This is a genomic window from Streptomyces sp. ISL-94 (genome assembly GCF_018614075.1).
GTDB lineage: Bacteria > Actinomycetota > Actinomycetes > Streptomycetales > Streptomycetaceae > Streptomyces.
Genome location: NZ_JAGGOZ010000033.1, coordinates 43358 through 60705 on the forward strand (window position 1 = coordinate 43358; position 17348 = coordinate 60705).

The 17348-nt window shown below is 73.4% G+C and carries 16 protein-coding genes and 1 pseudogene; 13 read left to right on the plus strand and 4 right to left on the minus strand.

Translation table 11 applies throughout. From position 1 onward, the window contains the following. Positions 1-6: 6 nt before the first annotated feature. Entirely contained in the window at positions 7-759 is a 753-nt protein-coding gene (locus tag J7E94_RS13230) for an amino acid ABC transporter ATP-binding protein (protein ID WP_215015266.1), read from the plus strand. A gap of 108 nt (positions 760-867) precedes the next feature. On the opposite strand, the gene J7E94_RS13235 is transcribed toward J7E94_RS13230, so the two are convergent. Beyond that, positions 868-1650: a trans-aconitate 2-methyltransferase gene (locus J7E94_RS13235; protein WP_374224435.1), complete on the minus strand. Its 783-nt coding sequence runs from the start codon at positions 1648-1650 to the stop codon at positions 868-870. A gap of 83 nt (positions 1651-1733) precedes the next feature. Here J7E94_RS13235 and J7E94_RS13240 point away from each other — a divergent pair, with 83 nt between their 5' ends. After that, a complete protein-coding gene (locus tag J7E94_RS13240) occupies positions 1734-2363 on the plus strand; it encodes a CGNR zinc finger domain-containing protein (protein ID WP_215015220.1) in 630 nt (209 codons plus the stop codon). Here the strand turns inward: J7E94_RS13240 and sodX are convergent. Then, positions 2267-2689, minus strand: a complete 423-nt coding sequence (sodX, locus tag J7E94_RS13245; protein ID WP_215015222.1) for a nickel-type superoxide dismutase maturation protease — start codon at positions 2687-2689, stop codon at positions 2267-2269. The two genes, J7E94_RS13240 and sodX, sit on opposite strands and share 97 nt — an antisense overlap. A gap of 171 nt (positions 2690-2860) precedes the next feature. On the opposite strand from sodX, the gene sodN reads away from it, so the two are divergent. The 6 genes from sodN to J7E94_RS13270 all read left to right on the plus strand — a co-directional run bounded on the left by sodN (position 2861) and on the right by J7E94_RS13270 (position 7839). Further along, positions 2861-3256 carry a superoxide dismutase, Ni gene (gene sodN, locus J7E94_RS13250; RefSeq protein ID WP_136215065.1) on the plus strand — a complete coding sequence of 132 codons (396 nt, stop codon included), beginning with the start codon at positions 2861-2863 and terminating at the stop codon, positions 3254-3256. 417 nt (positions 3257-3673) lie between these two features. After that, a complete protein-coding gene (locus J7E94_RS13255) occupies positions 3674-4918 on the plus strand; it encodes a helix-turn-helix domain-containing protein (RefSeq protein ID WP_215015224.1) in 1245 nt (414 codons plus the stop codon). Positions 4919-5055: 137 nt separating this feature from the next. Next, the gene (locus tag J7E94_RS13260) at positions 5056-5469 is read left to right on the plus strand and encodes a hypothetical protein (RefSeq protein ID WP_215015226.1); all 414 of its coding nucleotides are present in this window, start codon (positions 5056-5058) and stop codon (positions 5467-5469) included. After that, positions 5466-5906 carry a DUF6415 family natural product biosynthesis protein gene (locus J7E94_RS13265; RefSeq protein WP_215015228.1) on the plus strand — a complete coding sequence of 147 codons (441 nt, stop codon included), beginning with the start codon at positions 5466-5468 and terminating at the stop codon, positions 5904-5906. The genes J7E94_RS13260 and J7E94_RS13265 overlap by 4 nt, the downstream gene beginning before the upstream one ends. Positions 5907-6592: 686 nt before the next feature. Beyond that, the gene (locus J7E94_RS35380; RefSeq protein ID WP_285440753.1) at positions 6593-6718 is read left to right on the plus strand and encodes a hypothetical protein; all 126 of its coding nucleotides are present in this window, start codon (positions 6593-6595) and stop codon (positions 6716-6718) included. Between the two features lie 11 nt (positions 6719-6729). Continuing rightward, a complete protein-coding gene (locus J7E94_RS13270; protein WP_215015230.1) occupies positions 6730-7839 on the plus strand; it encodes a protein-L-isoaspartate(D-aspartate) O-methyltransferase in 1110 nt (369 codons plus the stop codon). Between the two features lie 585 nt (positions 7840-8424). On the opposite strand, the gene J7E94_RS13275 is transcribed toward J7E94_RS13270, so the two are convergent. Both J7E94_RS13275 and J7E94_RS13280 read right to left on the minus strand, forming a co-directional pair. After that, on the minus strand, positions 8425-8622 hold the full coding sequence (locus J7E94_RS13275; RefSeq protein ID WP_215015233.1) for a hypothetical protein: 198 nt from the start codon (positions 8620-8622) through the stop codon (positions 8425-8427). Between the two features lie 124 nt (positions 8623-8746). Beyond that, positions 8747-8932: a DUF6104 family protein gene (locus J7E94_RS13280; RefSeq protein ID WP_215015235.1), complete on the minus strand. Its 186-nt coding sequence runs from the start codon at positions 8930-8932 to the stop codon at positions 8747-8749. Positions 8933-9061: 129 nt separating this feature from the next. On the opposite strand from J7E94_RS13280, the gene J7E94_RS13285 reads away from it, so the two are divergent. The 5 genes and pseudogenes from J7E94_RS13285 to J7E94_RS13305 form a co-directional block, all read left to right on the plus strand. After that, positions 9062-11119, plus strand: coding sequence for a trypsin-like peptidase domain-containing protein (locus J7E94_RS13285; protein ID WP_215015237.1), 2058 nt, complete (start codon positions 9062-9064; stop codon positions 11117-11119). A 22-nt stretch (positions 11120-11141) separates the two neighbouring features. Continuing rightward, on the plus strand, positions 11142-12209 hold the full coding sequence (locus J7E94_RS13290) for a MoxR family ATPase (protein ID WP_215015239.1): 1068 nt from the start codon (positions 11142-11144) through the stop codon (positions 12207-12209). A 6-nt stretch (positions 12210-12215) separates the two neighbouring features. After that, on the plus strand, positions 12216-15467 hold the full coding sequence (locus J7E94_RS13295) for an SAV_2336 N-terminal domain-related protein (protein ID WP_215015241.1): 3252 nt from the start codon (positions 12216-12218) through the stop codon (positions 15465-15467). Positions 15468-15578: 111 nt separating this feature from the next. Further along, complete coding sequence (gene fxsA / locus J7E94_RS13300) at positions 15579-15752, plus strand: FxSxx-COOH cyclophane-containing RiPP peptide (protein WP_308344983.1); 174 nt, start codon at positions 15579-15581, stop codon at positions 15750-15752. 100 nt (positions 15753-15852) lie between these two features. Continuing rightward, positions 15853-17127: pseudogene (locus tag J7E94_RS13305) on the plus strand (FxsB family cyclophane-forming radical SAM/SPASM peptide maturase); the annotation flags it as partial. Between the last annotated feature and the right edge of the window lie 221 nt (positions 17128-17348).

Here is a 17348-nt window from a genome sequence, read left to right on the forward strand (position 1 = left end):
CAGCCGATGGTCAAGGCAGAAGGCGTCCACAAGTCGTACGGCGCCGCCCACATCCTGCGCGGGATCGACCTGGAGGTCGCGCCCCGCGAGGTCTTCTGCCTGGTCGGTCCGTCCGGTTCCGGCAAGTCGACCTTCCTGCGCTGCATCAACCACCTGGAGCGGGTCAACTCCGGCCGGCTCTCGGTCGACGGCCAGCTGGTGGGTTACAAGCAGAAGGGCGACAAGCTCTACGAGCTGAAGGACAGCGAGGTCGCGGCCCAGCGCCGGGACATCGGCATGGTCTTCCAGCGCTTCAACCTCTTCCCGCACATGACGGCCATTGAGAACGTCATGGAAGCCCCGGTCATGGTCAAGGGCGAGTCCAAGGCGGTGGCGCGCGAGCGCGCCGTGCGCCTCCTGGACCGGGTCGGCCTCGGCGAGAAGGGCGGGAACTACCCCTCCCAGCTCTCCGGCGGCCAGCAGCAGCGCGTGGCCATCGCCCGCGCGCTCGCCATGGAGCCGAAGCTGATGCTCTTCGACGAGCCCACCTCGGCCCTCGACCCGGAGCTGGTCGGCGACGTCCTCGACGTCATGCGCGACCTCGCCGAGTCGGGCATGACCATGATCGTGGTCACCCACGAGATGGGCTTCGCCCGCGAGGTCGGCGACAACCTCGTCTTCATGGACGGCGGCGTGGTCGTCGAGTCCGGCAATCCGCGTGACGTGCTGGGCAACCCGCAGCACGACCGGACGAAGGCATTCCTCTCCAAGGTGCTGTAGCGCCGGGGAGGGCGCAAGGGCGGTACGGGTCTCTCCCGTACCGCCCTTCTTCGTCTGCCGGCGTAAGTCCCTGCTCGCCGTGCAAGTCCCTGCTCGCCGTGCAAGTCCCTACTTGAGGCCTAGGACCAGCGCGTCCGAGGGCGAGCGCCAGACCGTACGGGCCTCCGCGAAGCCCGCGTCGAGGAGGGTGCGGGCGTGCCAGGCCTCGGAGGGGGTGTCGCCGTGGGCATGCTCCCCGTAGATCTCGAAGCGCTGCTTCACCGGCTCGGCCAGCACCGGGTCCGCGGCGGCCAGGGCCCACCACTCGCGCCAGTCCGGCACCCCGGCGGCCTTGGCCCGGTCCATCCCGGCGTGCCGGTGCGCGTGCTCGGCGGCGTCGATGCGCGGGGTGGCCGGATCGGGCATGTGATCGGCGTTCATGAACACCCCGCCCGGGCGGACCAGCGGCGCGAGCTGCCCGTACAGGACGGCGAGGTCCTTGCTGGGCAGCCAGTGCAGGGCCGTGGCCGTCAGCACCGCGTCGTACGTGTCGTGGGGGAGGGCCGCGCGCCAGTCGGGGTCCTTGAGGTCGGCGGTCACGAAGGAGACCCGCTCGTCACCCGCGAAGCGGCCCCGGGCGATGGCCGGCAGCGCCGGGTCGAGATCGACGCCCGTGCTGGTGGCTTCCGGGAACCGTTTGAGGACGCGGTCCGTGATACTTCCCGTACCGCACGCGAGATCCAGTACCCGGGGAGCGGGGCCCACCAGCGCCCCGGTCATGTCCAGCATCACGCGGAACCGCTCCTCGCGGTCGGGCATGTACCACTCCTGCCGGCGGTCCCAGCTGTCCTGCCAGGCCTGCCAGTAGGCACTGGTTTGTGTCGGTCCCGTCATTCCTGTCGTACGAGCCATCCCCGACCCCTCCATACGTAATACCCTCGTAGACATCTCAGCCGTTACCCGGAGACGATGATCCGCAGCCGTAAGGACTACAAGTGGAACTGGCCCATTACTCGGACTTCGCCGTGCGCCTGGTCAACACCGAGGAGCCGGCCCGCAACAAGGACTCGCTCACCTCGGTGGACGCCGTCCGCGCCCTGTTCGGCGCCAGCGTGCAGATGGCACGCCGCGTCACCGACACCGACGTCACCCGCTTCCGCAACGTGCGAGGGCGGCTGCGCACCGTCTTCGAGGCAGCCGACAGCGGCGACCACGTCCTCGCCGTCGACCTGCTGAACTCGCTGCTCATGGAGTTCCCCGTCAGCCCCCAGGTCTCCGGGCACGAGACCATCGGCGACGACGGCCGCCCCGACTGGCACATCCACCTGGCCGAGCACCCCTCGAACGCCTCCGCGGGCTACGCCGCGATGGCCTCGATGGGCCTGGCCTTCGCCCTCACCGAGCACGGCCCCGACCGCCTCGGCGTGTGCCAGGCCGCGCCCTGCCGCAACGCCTACCTCGACACCTCCACCAACCGCTCCCGGCGCTACTGCTCCGACCGCTGCGCCACCCGGGCCAACGTGGCGGCCTACCGCGCCCGCAAGCGGCTGGAGGCCGAGGCGTCCGCCCACAGCGGGCGCAGCGCCGAGACCGCCCAGGAGAGCCGGGCCCTCAGCGAGCGCTGATGCTCCTCGCGCGGCCGGAAGCGCAGGACGGCGGTCGCCAGCACCAGCTCGTCGGGCACCGGCCCGTAGACGGTGCTGTCGCCGGTCTCGTTGTACGGGTTGTCGCCGAGCACCCACCAACAGCCGCCTGGCCGCCGTTCCACCGCCCGCTTGATCACCAGCAGGTCCTGTTGGAAGGGGTGGCGCAGCACCACCACGTCACCCGGCCGGATGCCGGCCCCGTACCGGACCAGCACCTGGTCCCCGTGGTTGAGGGTGGGCGTCATCGACGGCCCCGTCACCTCCACCACCCCGAACTGCTTCCGCGGGCGCCTGTTCTCCACCATGCGCGTCCTCCTCGTCACCCCCGCATGCTGCCGTACGGGTCCGTACATTCGCTCACCGGTCCGCGCGCGACCCTGGACTTTTGTCCTAAGCCCACGGGGGCGCCCGCGAAATCCGGTTTCCGAGCGAGTAATCTCCCCCTTGAGAAGACGATCACGAGGAGGACACACTCCATGCTTTCCCGCCTCTTCGCCCCCAAGGCGAAGGTCTCCGCCCACTGCGATCTGCCGTGCGGCGTGTACGACCCTGCCCAGGCCCGCATCGAGGCCGAGTCCGTCAAGGCCGTGCAGGAGAAGTACCAGGCCAACGACGACGCCGACTTCCGCGCGCGCGCCATCACCATCAAGGAGCAGCGCGCCGAGCTCGCCAAGCACCACGTTTCGGTGCTGTGGAGCGACTACTTCAAGCCCCCGCACTTCGAGAAGTACCCGCAGCTGCACACCCTGGTCAACGACACCCTCAAGGCCCTCTCGGCCGCCAAGGCGTCGAACGACCCGGCGACCGGCCAGAAGGCCCTTGAGCTGATCGCCGAGATCGACCGCATCTTCTGGGAGACCAAGGCTGCCTGATCCGGCGCCCCGGTTCACCCCGCCGCGCTGGTCAGAGCGCAATGGCAATGGCAACGGCCCGACCGCTTCGCGCGGCCGGGCCGTTGGGCTCTCACGAGATCATCTGGGAGACGTTTGGGAGATGAAAGTGGATCACGCCGCCGTCGCCGCCCACTCCTTCCGCGACGTCTCGCTCGCCTCGCCGCTGACGGCGTCTCCCACGCCCACTGGAGGCCCCGGGAGATCCCGCGCTCCATGGCCGGGGAGGTGTGCAAGTAGGTCCCCTCGACGCCCTGGAGCTTGTGGCCCAGCCGCTCCTCGACGGGAGGTGGGCATCTCTGCGTTTCTGGCCCGCAAGCGCTGGACGAGATCGCCATGCCCAACACGCCAACTGGCCGGTACCGTTCTGAATAGCTGAGGTTCAGAACGGAGCCCATTATGCCCTCGTGGTCCTCGTACAGCACTGGCGAACGCATCAAGATCCTTCGGGGAAAGTCGATCTCCCAGGAGCAGCTCGCCGCCATGACCGGCCTGTCGGTCGCCACCATCCAGGCTGCGGAACAGGACCGCCGCCGTACCTTTCCAACGCTCATGGCGATCTCCGCAGCGCTCGGCGCGGACATCTCCGTCATCGAAGGCCAGCAGCCACCCCGCCGCGCGATGGACCAGGACGACCGGATGATGGTCCGCGCCCTGTCCGCCGCCGTGCACGACACAGCCGCCGGTCTCCTCCCCGAAGCCGCCGAGCCGGCAACGCACGACGACCTCCGGCGTGCAACGGCCCTTTGCTGGGAGATGTATTGGCGCGGCCACTACACCGAGGCCGGCGCCACCGTCACGCCCCTCCTCGTCGCAGCCGCAGCCACGTTGCGGGACCGGCCCACCGGGCAGCAGAGCATCATGTGGGGCGCCCTCTCGGATGTGTACCGGATCGCCGCCTACGTGGCCAACCTCGTCGGCGTCAGAGACCTCGCTTACGCGGCGATCGGTCACGCCCGCAACGCGGCCGAGAAGGGCGACGACGCACTTCGGCCCGCCCTCGTGGACTCCGGACGCGCCTGGGTCTACATGAGGGACGCACGCCTCGACGACGCCCTGCGCCTGGCGGAGAAGGCCGCGACCGACATCGAGCCGCGGTTCTCCCGGGCCACACCGGACGAGCTGGCCGTGTACGGCAGCCACGTGAACTTCGCCGCGGTCGTGGCCTCTCGGAAGGGAGACAAGGAGCGCGCGGCCGACTTCCTGTCCCAGTCCAACGCGACGGGGGCCCGCATGGGTACCGAGCACCGCGCCCACGGCACCCTGTTCGGCCCGGTCACCGCGACCACCCAGGCGGTCGGTATCAACGTGGCGATGGGCCAGACGGGGAAGGCCCTTACCCTCATCCAGTCCATCCACGACGGCGAAACCGCCCAGCTCACCGAAGCGGCCCGGAACCGCTACGCCATGGACAAGGCGATGGCGCAGGCCGACGCCAAGATGTGGGATGCCTCCTTGGAGACCCTCGAGGTGGCACTCCGAGGCGCCCCCGAGTGGGCCCGGCACCAGACCCTCCCGAGCGTGATCGCCGAGAAGGTCGGCCGACAGTCCAACGTGCGGCTGGCCCGCGTTTCGAAGCTGATCGGTATGCGTACGCCGGTCGACTCCGGATTCGCGGCAGCCGACCGGAGGACCGCACTCTAACTCCCACGGCGCGTGCGACTCTCATCTGTTGCACCGTCAACAGTCCTATGCCCCGTACGAGTTCGGCATCTATGGATGCTCGAAGTCGCACGGGGCATTTCTGTTCCTGGCCGGACGCGCGCGGGATTCTTTGGGACATGAACCGAAGCCTCCAGACTCTCGAACGGCGGAGGAACATCGCGGACGCCGCCGCTGGCATCCCCCGCGTCAACGTGGCGCTCTACGCCTGCCTCGAAGAAGAGGCGGCCGTGCGTCCCCAGCAGGTGTTCGCCGCTCTCAAGGAGTACGCGGAGGCGAGGGACTGGACCGTGCTGCCCGGAGCGACCGCGTATGACATGGGATCCCTTGAGACGCCCCGCGCCGCACGGCACACCTGGCCGAGCCTCGAAGCGCTCTTCCGCGAAAGGCAGGTGTCCGGGCTGCTGGTACCGGACGAGTCGCACCTGGCCTACACCTCCGGCGACCGCACCGGCTGGAGGGACTGGGTCGGCCAGCTCGGCGTCTTCGTCGTCTGCCTGCCCGAGGCGCTGCAAGGGAGGCCGGCAGCATGACCGAGACCCCCCGGGCACGGGGCCAAGTCGCCTCCCGGCCGAATGAGAGGGCGGACAACTCCGCTGCCAACGCATCCGAGGCCGCGCACGTTCTGGCCACGGCCGTCGAGGACCGAGGGAGTGACCTCCTCGCCGCCTTCACCGTCTTGCGCGGCCCGATGCATCTCGTACCGGACCCGACCAAGCTCGCCCAGCACACGGTCACCCTGCTGAAGCACGGGCACCGCTTGGTCGAGGAGGTCGCCGCGCTGCCCGAGGAGCTGCTGACTGTTCGAGCGCGCGGAGGACTGCGGGACTGGCAGGACGTACTCGCGACCGGGCCCGCGATGGACAGCGCGTTTCCGAACTGGTCCTACGCCCGCGCTCTTGCGCGCGTGGTCGAGACCTTCGTGAAGGCGCTCCAGCGGGAGCCGGAGCACGGCGGCCGAGAGTGGTGAGCGGTCAGAGGCGCCCCCGTCTGCCCATCCGGGTTCCCGGGGCCACCCTTCGCCGAATCTTCGTTGCCGAGCCGGCCAGCACCCCGGAGACGATCCGTGTCCCGGCCTGGGCCGTGCACGCGAGGTGCCAGGAGCGGCAGCCCCCGGTGCCTCCCGAGCCGGAGGTCGTGTGTCGATGAGCTGGACTGGCGACCTGCCCCGGATGGAGAGGCAAGCCTTCGACCTTTCGCGGCTGACCCTGGAGGTCGAGCCCTCCCCCGCGCATCCGGCGGTGCCTGCACCAGCGACCACATGAGGTGCGCTGGCTGCCAGTTGCTGGCCGATATTGCGATCCGGTATGGCGGCCCCATGGCCGACTGCCGACTTTGCGGTTACGCCTGGGCCGTCTGGCACGACCCCGTCCATTGCTGGCAGCGCGCAGACATCCTTGGCCGGGGCCCGAAGAGGACGAGCACATGAACTCCCTTCCGAGCAGCCCCCCGGGCGGACCGCCTGACGGGCACCTCCGGGAGGGGCCCCGGTGAAGCCCTGGCAGGAGCAAGCTCTCTACCTCCTGGCCGTTGTCGCCGTCGGTGGCGCGCTCACATACGGGGTCTTCGGCCGATAGGCCCCCACGTACTCCCGCTCCACCCGGGGCGGGTCATGCACGATCCGACCATGAGAGAAGGGACCACCCAATGCCTCGCATGAAGCACTCAGGGAAGCCGGACACGGCCTCGTCGGACGGACACCGGGACCGGCCGCCGAACGTCACCCCGCCGCCGAGGAACACCCCGCCGTCGAACCCCCAGACGCCGCCCAAGTCGAAGTAGAGGGGAACGGCGTGCACACCCAGCGACACCTCGTCCAGGCCCTGGAGGAGGCCGGCACCCTGCCGCCCGACTGGGCGGCAACGGTCCGGGCGGTCGATCGGGGAATGTTCATCCCCGACCGGATGCAGGAACTGGACCGCTTCACCGATCCCGTCGGCTGGGCCGCGGCCGTCTACTCGGACACCCCTCTCGTCACCCAGTACGACGACGGGGCGCCCGAGGGCCCAGGAACACCGACGTCGTCCTCGTCGAAGCCGTCGGCCATGCTCGAGATCCTCGCCCTGGCGGATATCCAGCCCGGAGACAACGTCTTCGAGATCGGCACGGCCACGGGCTACATGGCCGCGTGGCTGTGCCGGCAGCTCGGCGACGGCCAGGTGACGACCGTCGAGTACGACGAGGGACTCTTCCTCGAGGGCCGCCAGAACCTGCGTCTCGCGGGGTACCAACCGACGGTCCTCCACGGTGACGGCCTCCAGGGCTGTCCGGACCGAGCACCCTTCCACAAGGTGATCGCGACCTGCTGCCTGGAGGCCATCCCGGGCGAACTGCTCGGGCAGGTGAAGGACGGAGGGCGGATCGTCGCCCCGTTCGGGAACGCCTTCCACTCGTACTCGTACGTGACCCTCGACGTCGCGGGCTGCCGCGGCATCGGCCGTTTCGGCGGGAACCCCGACTTCATGTGGGCCCGCCAGCAGCGCAACCGGCACGCCGTCATCTCGGACATCTACCACGAGGAGAAGGGAGAGGAGGGCACCACCCGCACCAACCCGTACGACATCCACCACCAGGGCGACGTCGAGTTCTGGATCGGGCTGCACGTCCCTGAGGTCTGGGGGCAGCTGCACCGTGGCGGCGACGAGGCGCCGGGCGAGGCGACGTACTGGCTTCTGGCCAACGACCGGAAGTCCTGGGCGACCGTCGAGTTCACCGAGGGCGCGGAGGAGTTCGTCACCGAGCAGTACGGCCCGCGGAAGCTGTGGACCGAGGTGGAGAACGCCTACAAGTCCTGGCAGAGGCTCGGCCGGCCTGGCCGGGATCAGTTCGGCATGACCGCGTCCGAGGCCGGGGGACTGGTCTGGCGCGGCGAACCGAGCAACGTGGTCGCCAAGGTCTGGTAGGTGCTCTCTGCGGCCCCAGGCGGTGCGTACGAGCCCCGCCTGGGGTCGCAGGCTCACCAGTCGGATTAGCAATCCGTAGTGATGCTGTGACAGAGTGTTTCCATCACGCCGGCGCCCAGGCGACGTCGGGCGCCCTCCCCGGGTAGACCGCGCAAGTCTGACCGGCCAGTGTCCGGAGGGATGTGCCACGCGGGCCGATGGCTTTACCAGTCGGCACCAGGGCACGAACACGATTGGCTTGTGCAGGGCATATTGCTGCACCTGATCCTGCGCAACGCACAGGATCGCTAAGCCAATCAGAGACGCTGCATGTTCCCGCCCAGCGGGAACGCTGTGTGATCACGGATGCCTGCGCCCAGGGGAACGATCGCATCTTTTGGGAGACCAAGGCCGCCTGATCCGGCGCCTTGTGCACCCGCCGCGCTGGTCAGAGCGCGCATGAGAACGGCCCGACTGCTCCGCGCAGCCGGGCCGTTCTCGGTGTCGGCGTGCCGACTCGCATCGGCCGAAAGGGCGAGGCGGGTCCGGGACCGGACGGGACGGACGTCCTGCAGCGCGCTTGCTGCTTGCCCCGGACGGGCTCGTCTACAGGGTGTCGCTGTTGGGTTCGAACTCGTGGGCGTCGGCGGGAAGGGCGCTGAGGACGCCGGACCGGATCTCTCCGGTGAGGGCAGACAGGACGAACCGGGCGCATGGGACGGGGTGATGTTCCCCCTCCGGGCCGCGGCCGGCATCGGCCATCACGGTCCATTCCTCGGGCTTCCATTCAGTGCGACCGTCCACTGCTCCGGTTTCTGGCCCGGCTGGATGAACCAGTAGAGGTAGTGGCCGCTTCCTTCGACGTTGGCCCAGGGGCAGCGCGCGAGCGTGCCGAGGGGCCCGGCCGCGGGGGCCGGGCCCGGGCGGGCTACTCGTCGGCGTCCTCGTCGTCGTCCAGGCGGGCCAGCCAGGTGGCCAGGCGTTCCACCGGGACCTCGAAGTCCGGGTTCAGGTCGACGAAGGTGCGCAGCTGCTCGGCGAGCCACTCGAAGGTGACCTCCTCAGCGCCGCGCCGCTTCTCCAGCTCCTCGATGCCGCGATCGGTGAAGTACAAGTCGGGCTCCGTGCCGTGATGAGGGTGTTCAGGGGGCGTTTCCCGCCAGGATAATCCGCGGACGCGAAGACACCTCCCGCCCGAGGTGACCCGGCGGTAGCCTGGATGCCTCACGAGCGGGGGGCGCGGATGACGGAGGGGCGCACGGTCGGCTCAGCGCGCGCCTTCGAACTCCTCGAGCCCCTCGTCCAGGCGGCGACCGTACGCGTCCACGCCCCCTCGGCCGGGTATGAGACTCCCGGGACCGGACCCACCTGGGGCAGCGGCTTCTTCATCGCTCCCGGCTGGATCCTGACGTGCGCGCACGTGGTCGGCGAAGGGGGTGCTGCGGTGCGTCTGACGGGGCGCGAGGTCGGCATCACCTTCTCCTCCGGGGGCAACGGCGGCACGGGGACCGTCACCGGGCGCGTGGAATGCGTACTGCCCGAGCGGCTGGAGGAGCGGCGGCCCGGCCGACGGGCCCTGTGGGACCTGCCCGACCTGGCGCTCATCCGGGTGCTCGCCCCCGTCTCGCACGCCTGCGTATGGCTGACCGACCGCTCCAAGCCCCGCTTCGACGAGGTCGCCTACTTCGGCTGCACCGAGGACCTCGGCACCCCCGAGATCACCGGCCGCACCACCCGGCTGCGCGGCACCGCCGGCAATGGCGCCGCCATCCGGCTCGGCGACGACGACGAGATCGAGCCCGGGATGTCCGGCGGCCCCGTGGTGGACCTGGCCCGCGGCGAGGTCGTCGGAGTGGTGAAGGCCCGGCGGCACACCGGCGGCGGAGGGCTCGCCGTCTCCGTCGTACAGCTGCGCACCCTGCCCATGGCCGCGCGCGGCCAGATCGGGCTCTACCGCCGGGTCATGCAGGCCCACGACCGGCACCACTACGACCAGCACCTGAGCGACCTCGACAGCCGGCGGACCTGGACGGACGTGCACGGCGAACTCCCCACCGAGGCCGACCCGCACGAGGGGCGCGGCCGGCTCACCCCCGGCGAGCGCACCACCCTGTACGGGCTGCTCGCCGAACTGCCCCCGCCGGGCTCCTCGGAGGTCGTACGGGCCCTGGTCGAGGCGGCGCGCGGCGAGGAGCCGGACCCCCATCCGCTCGCCCCGCTGAGCTGGCGCGACGGGATCGGGCTGCTGCGCGACCCGCCGGGCGGCACGGGGGAGGCCGCGGCGATGCTCCGCTACGCGACGGACGTGAGCGTGGCCGACTACCGCGAGCCGCCCGCCCCCGGCGCCGACGAGGACCTGTGGGACTGGGTACGGGCCACGGCCGAGCGGCTGTGGCGGCCCCTGCGCCGGGAGCTCGGCGAGCGCCACGAGCGGGGCCTGGCCGACCGGGAGCGCCGTCGGCGGGCCTCGGCCGTGCGGGCGGTACGCGGCCCGGCCCGGCCGGCGGGCGGGCTGCCGACCGGGGCGTCGGTCCTGCTGGAGTTATGGCCCCACGGCTGGGAGGACGTCTACGACTGGGCGGTCTCCGTGCTGGCCGGCCCGGCGCACCCCGGGCGGCTCACGCCGGTGGAGTCCGGCGTACGGGTCCCACCGCGCGGGCTGCGCGAGGCCTTGCGGGCCCCGCTCGCCGAGGGCTTCAGGCGCTGCGACACCCACGAGGCGGCAGCCCTGCTCGAAGTGGCCGTCGACCCCGAGCTGTTCGGGATCGCGGTGGACGAATGGGTGCTGTCGGGCGGGGTGCCGCTGGGGGTGCAGCGGCCGGTGGTGCTGCGCCACGCCCGCGGGACCGCGAGCCCCGCCGCGGCCGCCCGGTGGGCGCGCGTCCAGGCCGGACCCTTGCTGGACCAACGGGCCGACTGCCTGCGGGGACGCCCGCGCAGCCCGTCGGCGCCGTGGCTCGCCGCGCTGCCGGACAACACCGTGCCGGTGCACTGCCGGGCGCCCGGGCCGGAACCGACGCGCGGGGCGCTGCACGCGGTGCGGGACGCCGGATACGGGGTGGTGGTGTGCAGGCGGCCCCCCGCGGACCCGGGGATGTCGTGCGCTCCGTTCCACCGGGGGCTGCGGGCGGAGCTGGTCGAGGCCGGCCGGGGGGAGGTGCTGCCCCTGCGGTTCCAGGCCCTGCGGGGGCGGGCGTTCGGGGCGGACCCGGACGCGTACTGGGCGGCGGGGATCGCGCTCGTCTGGGACGACCCCGCACGCGCCCTGCCCGAGGACGAGCCGCTCCAGGGGGACCTGTGACCGGCAGGAGGGAACAGCACCCATGAACGACGAATGGCTCATCTACCGCGGTGTCGGCGAACCCCACGACGGGATCGACGCCCTGCCCGATCCGCCGCCGTGGCGGGACTTCGACGGCGGCCCGGTGGGGGAGGAGGGCGGCCCGGCCGCGGGCGCGTCGGTGGCCGACGGCAACATCGCCCGGCGGCTCGGCGCGCACCGGCAGGCCGCGGAGCTGCACCGGCCCGAGCCGGAGGAGCTGGAGGCCATCAACGCCGCGCTGTACCTGCGGCGGCCGCTGCTGGTGACCGGCTTTCCCGGGACGGGCAAGTCCACGCTCGCGCACGCCGTCGCCCACGAGCTGAAGCTGGGGCGGGTGCTGCGCTGGCCGGTGGTGTCGCGGACGGTGCTCCAGGACGGGCTGTACCGCTACGACGCGCTGGCCCGGCTCCAGGACGTGCAGCTGGCGGCGAGCGGCGGCTCCCCGGGCGGGACGCGGGCGGGGGCTCCGGGCGGGACACCGGCGGGGGCTCCCGGCGGGGTGCCCGGCATCGGGAAGTACATCCGGCTCGGGCCGCTCGGCACGGCGCTGCTGCCCACGGGACGGCCGCGCGTCCTGCTCATCGACGAGCTCGACAAGAGCGACATCGACCTGCCCAACGACCTGCTGAACGTGCTGGAGGAAGGGGAGTTCGCCCTCCCCGAGCTGGAGCGGGTCGCCGACACCGAGCCCGAGGTGCAGGTCCTCACCGACGACGGGGCGAAGGTGACCGTCCGGGGCGGCCGGGTGCGCTGCCGGGCGTTCCCCTTCATCATCCTGACCAGCAACGGGGAACGGGACTTCCCCGCCGCCCTGCTGCGCCGGTGCATCCAGCTCAAGCTGGGCCAGCCAGGCGAGAAACGGCTCGCCACCATGGTCCGCGCCCACCTGGGCGAGGAGGCCGCCCGGCTCGGGGCCGACCTGATCCGGGAGTTCCTCAACCGCTCCCAGTCCGAGCTGGTCGCCGCCGACCAGCTGCTCAACGCCGTCTACCTGACCCACTACGCCGCCCCGCCCACCCGCGAGGACCTCGCGGACCTGCTCATCCAGCGCCTCGACCGCCCGAGGTGACGGGCCGTGCCCCCACGCGCTGCGCCGCCCGGCGGGCCGTCCGCCCGCCCGCCCGGCATCCGTGAACTGGCCGCGCTGCTGCGCGCCGCCGGGCTCGACCCGTCCGCCGAGGAGCTCGCCGACGCGCTGTGGCTGGCCGGGCGCATCCGCCGCCCGGGACCTGCCGAGCCGGGGACGCGCGAGCCGCCCCCGGAGCCGGAGGAGGAGGATCCGGTCAGCCCGCCCGAGCCGCCCGTACGGCCAGAGGCGGAGGCTGAGGATCCGGTCAGGCTCTACGTGGCCGGGGCCGGCCGCGCCGGCGAGGCGGCCGAGGCCGAACTACCCGGGGAGGCGCCCGCGGAGCGCGCGGTGCCTGTACGGGTGCCCGGGGCGGCCGCGCTGCCCCGCATCCTGGAGATCCAGCGGGCCCTGCGCGCCCTGCAGCGGCACCGGCCGCCCGGCCCGCCCACCCGGATGGTGCTCGACGAGGAGGCCACCGTCGAGGCCAGCGCCCGGGCCCTCGGACCGGTCATCCCGGTGCTCCGGCCGGAGAGCCGGCGCGAGGCGACCGTACGGCTGGTGATGGACGCGTCGCCGTCGATGGCCGTGTGGCAGGACATGTTCGAGGAACTGCGGTCCGTGTGCGAGCGGCTCGGCGCCTTCCGGGACGTCCAGGTGCACTACCTCCACCGGCTCGCGGACGGCACGGCCGCGCTCGGGCGCAGCCCGGTCGCCGGACCCGGCCTGCGCTCCGGGGACCAGCTGCGCGACCCCACCGGCCGCGCGCTGACCATGGTCGTCTCCGACTGCGCCGGACCGCTCTGGCGCGAGGGCACGGCCCAGCGGCTGCTGTACCGCTGGGCCCAGTGCACCCCGTGCGTGGTCGTCCAGCCGCTGCCCCAGCGGCTGTGGGCCCGCAGCTGGCTGCCGACCGAGCGGGGCACGCTCTCCCGGGCCGAGGGCGGCATCGGCGGGAGCGGGGTGAAGCTGAAATTCCGGTCGGACCGGCCGCCGTTGCCCGGGCGGCCCACGGGAGGGCTGACCGTACCGGTGCTGCCGCCGAGCGCCACCGCGCTCGGGGCGTGGGCCCGGCTCGTCGCGGGGCTCGGCACCGGCCCGGTACCGGCCGAGGTGGGCCGGGTCCTGGCCGCTCACCCGGCCGCGCCGCTGCCCCCGCCGCGCGCCGTACGCCCGCCGCGCGAGCTGGTGGCCCGGTTCCGCTCCTCGGCCGCGCCCCGCGCCGTACAGCTGGCGGTGTACCTGTCGGCGGCCCCGCTGACGCTGCCCGTGATGCGGCTGGTGCAGCGCACGATGCTGCCGGACTCCGAGCCCTCGGACCTGGCGGAGGTGCTGCTCGGCGGGCTGCTGCGGCGCAGCACCGAAGTGCCCGGGCAGTGGTACGAGTTCGTACCCGGGGTGCAGGACGTACTGCTGGGGCCGCTGGGACGGGACGAGGCCGCGCTGGTGCTCAAACACTGCTCCGAGTACGTACTGGCCCACTTCGGCCGGGGCGTACGCAACTTCCCGGCACTCGCCGTATCGCAGCTGACCGGTGCGCCCATGGCGGAGGCCGGCACCGCGGCCGGCGACCCCGAACGGGCTCCCGCCGGGCGGCTCCCGCAGGCCTTCGCACAGGTCTCGGCCAAGGTCGTACGGCGCTACCTGCCCGGGATGCCGGACGAGGGCCCGGCCGTCCGGGAGCCCGCGCCCCCGGTGCCCGGCAGGGCCGGCGCGGTCCAGGCCGCCCGGGACCGGCTCGCGGACGGGGACGCGGACGGGGACGGCGACGCCCGGGCACTGTACGAGGCCGTGGCCGTACTGCGCCGGGCCGTGGCCTCCCCCGCCGGACCCGGTGACCCGCCGGAGGAGGCCGAGACCGAGCTGGCGGGCGCGCTGCTGCGGCTGTGGGCGGCGCAGCGTGACCCCGAACTCCTCGCCGAGGCCGAGCGCGCCCTCGCCGGCCTGGGCAGGGCTCCGGCGCGGGCCCTGCTCGGCCGGGTGTACTACGAGCGGGCCCTGGCGGCGGAGCCCGACGCGGAGCTGCTGGCCGCGGCGGACCGGGAGTTCGCCGCGGCGGGCGCCGCCGCCGGCCCCGGGCTGCGGCGGGAGTGCGCCGTGCGCCGGGCCGAGACCCTGATCCGGCTGAGCGCGCTGCGCGACGATCCGGGCCCGCTGCGCGAGGCGCGCGCCGCCCTGGAGCCCCTGGCCGGCCCCGCCGACGGGACCGCCTCCCATCCGGAGCCCGGGCGGGCCCTGGGCCGGGTCCTCCTGGCCCTGCTGCCCCGCACCCCCGACCCGGCCGAGCGCACCGCCCTGGCCGAACAGGCCGCGGCCCGCCTGGCCCTGGACCCCGCCGCCGGACGCGGGGCGCGCGCCCGGGCGCGGGTGGAACTGGCCGGCGCCCTGCGCCACCTGCCCGGACGCCTGGAGGAGGCCGCCGCACAGCTGGACGAAGCCCTCGCCGAGGCGGGCGGGGACCAGGAGCTGCGGGTGGCCGCCCTGGTGTGCCTGGCCCGGGTGCACCGGGCACGGTACGAGCGGGACGCCGGCCCGGCGGCCTTGGAGGACGCCGCCGAGGCCTACGGCCGGGCCCGGCGGCTGATCCCCCGGGACGCGGAGGCCTTCGGGGAGCTGCTGCCCGAGTGGGGCGACGTACTCCTGGACCGGGCGCGGGCCGCCGACGGGCGGCGGTTCACCGGAGCCGCCGTACGCGTCCTGCGCGAGAGCCGGGCCGCCGTACCGCAGTCCGACCCCGGATCGGCGCACCGGCTGCTGAGGCTGGCCACCGGGCTCAGGCTGAGGCACGCCTATGAGGGCGACCCGGTGGACCTGCGGGAGGCGGAGTACCTGCTGGAACTGGCCGTCCGGCACAGCCGCGACCCGCTGGAGCGGGCCCGCGCCTGGCGGGACCACGGCGACGTGCAGCAGGAGATCCACGGCCACACCCGGGCGGCCGACCGCCTCGACCGGGCGGCGGACTCCTACCGGCGGGCCTGGCGGGCCGCCTTGGAGGCCGACCGCGCGGAGCGGCGGGCCACCGACACAGCCGTTCAACTGGCCGCCCGTGTACAGGAATTGCGCGGGGAGGTACTGGAGCGCCTGGCCCGGCCCCGGGCGGCCCTGGACGCGTACCGCTCGGCGCTGGAGCTGTGGGCACGGCTTGAGGCGGGCGGCGCGGGTGCCGGGGGCGGCGGGGGCGGCGGGGGCGGCGAGCGACGGGCGGGCGAACGGTCCGAAGCGCTCCGCGCACGGGTCCGGGCCCTGGAGGCAGGGCTCTGACGGCGGCGCCGCGCTTGTTTCCGCGCACCGGCCGGAGGGAAAGGGCAGTGGACCATCGAACACGGCAAGCAACAGGGGGACGGACGGCCCATGGTGACGAAGGATCAGGAAGTGGCAGCGGAGACCCCCGCCTGCCCCGGGCGGCTCCCGGACCTCTCCGGGCTCGACCTGGCCGCCCTGCGCGGGATCGACCATCCCGTGCTCGCCCAGGTGATCGAAGGCATGGTGGAGCGGGTCACCCACCCCGCCGAGATCCTCAACGCCTTCGACTCCGGAGTCGCCTGACCCCGCCCGGTGCGGCTGGAGTTGACCGCTTTCCGCCGTTAGCCGGGACCATCCGGAGGGCAGGGATGGACCGTCCGCAGGGGAGGGTGGAGGGGGAGCGATGAGGCACACGCACACGAGCGACGCCGTGCTGCCCGCGCACCGCACGGGGCCGCCGCAGTCCGTCCACGACCGGCACGCCCGCCACGCCCCCTGGCCCTACACCCGGCTCGACGTCGCCGCACTGCGCGCCGCCGGACACCGGCCCCACCCCATACGCCAGTTCGTGCTCAAGACACGCAGCCGCTGCAACCTCGCCTGCACCTACTGCTACGTCTACGAGATGGCGGACCAGAGCTGGCGCGGCCAGCCCGCCGTCATGGCCCCGGCCACCGCGGCCCGCGCCGCCGAGCGGATCGCCGAACATGCCGCCGCCCACGCCCTGACCCGCGTCGACCTCGTCCTGCACGGCGGCGAACCCCTGCTCACCGCACCCGCCCGGCTGGCCGAACCCGTCGACGCCGTCCGGGCCGCCGTGGCCGTCGCGGCCCCGCGCACCCGGGTCACCGCCACCGTCCAGACCAACGGCACCCTGCTCACCCGCGGCCGCCTCGCCGCGCTCGCCGCCGCCGGGATACGCGTCGGCGTCAGCCTCGACGGCGGACTGCCCGCGCACAACTCCCGGCGCGTGGACCACGCCGGGCGCCCCGGATTCGGCGCCGCCGCCCGCGGCCTGCGGCTCCTGGCCCGGCATCCGGACAGCTACGCAGGCGTCCTCTGCGTCATCGACCTCGACCAGGACCCGGTGGAGACGTACGAGTCCCTGCTCGCCTTCGCCCCGCCCAGCGTCGGCCTGCTGCTGCCGCTCGCCAACTGGAGCTCCCCGCCGCCCGGCCACCGACCCGGTGCGACCCCGTACGCCGACTGGCTCCTCGCCGTCTTCGAACGCTGGTGGCACGACGGGGTGCGGCGCACCCGGATCCGGACCTTCGAGGAGATCATCGCCCTGCTGCTCGGCCTGCCCGCCGCCACCGAGACCCTCGGGCTCGCACCCGCCGCCACCGCCGTCATCGAGACCGACGGCTCCATCGAACAGGCCGACTCGCTCAAGTCCGCCTACGAGGGCGCGGCCGCCACCGGGATGACCCTCGCCACCCACAGCTTCGACCAGCTCCTCGGCCACCCCGGGCTCGCCGCCCGCCAGCTCGGGCGGGACGCGCTCGCCGCCGGATGCCGGGCCTGCGAGCTGGTGGAAGTGTGCGGCGGCGGCCACTATCCGCACCGCTACCGCGCCGGCGAGGGCTTCCACGGGCCGTCCGTGTACTGCGCAGACCTCCAGCTCCTCATCCGCCACATCGCCGCGGCCCTCGCCACGGCGGCCCGACAGCCGGGCCCGCCCGGCGAGGCCGCCCTGCCTGCCCCGCCTGCCCCGCCTGCCCCGCCCGTCCCGTCCATCCCGTCCGGCGAGGCGGCCCTGCCCCACCGGTCTCCCGCCGCCCGCCCGGCTGCGGTCACCGGCGTGGCAGCCCCCACCGGGCTCGCCGTTCCCACCGGTGTGCCCGCGCCCGCCCGACCGGCTGCGGTCACCGGTGTGCCCGCGCCCGCCCGACCGGCTGC